The organism is Mesorhizobium sp. M8A.F.Ca.ET.207.01.1.1 (genome assembly GCF_004794715.1).
In the GTDB taxonomy this organism is placed as follows: domain Bacteria; phylum Pseudomonadota; class Alphaproteobacteria; order Rhizobiales; family Rhizobiaceae; genus Mesorhizobium.
Genome location: NZ_SRUS01000173.1, coordinates 1 through 386 on the forward strand (window position 1 = coordinate 1; position 386 = coordinate 386).

Consider the following 386-nt stretch of genomic DNA (forward strand, 5'->3'; position numbering starts at 1 on the left):
AGCACGTCCAGGTAGCCCCTGCCTTCATGGCCGACACCGATGCTGTTGTTGCCGATCCACCGCGAACCGGCGCCGGTCACCGTGACCTTGCCGGTCGAGCCGGGCAGCGTGGCGATGAAGATGGCGGTGCTTTCCAGCACGCCGCCATTCTGGATGGACAGCTCGCCGCTGCCGGCGTGGCCGATGTCCACGCGCCAAGAGTCGGCGCGGATGCCGTCGACGACAACCGGTGTCATGCTGTCGATGTAGGCATGGTTTTCAACGGTCAGGTTCGGATCGCCATTGCTCCATGCGCCCGGTGCGTACCAGCGGCCATCGAGCAGGTTCGGGTCGCGCACGGTGACCGTGGCCGCGGCCGCCGTCATCGGGCCGCCCATGGCCAGGCC

The 386-nt window shown here is 67.9% G+C and carries 1 protein-coding gene; it reads right to left on the minus strand.

Translation table 11 applies throughout. From position 1 onward, the window contains the following. On the minus strand, nucleotides 1-386 hold a 386-nt coding region (locus tag EN850_RS34045; RefSeq protein WP_136092971.1), incomplete at both ends, for a hypothetical protein.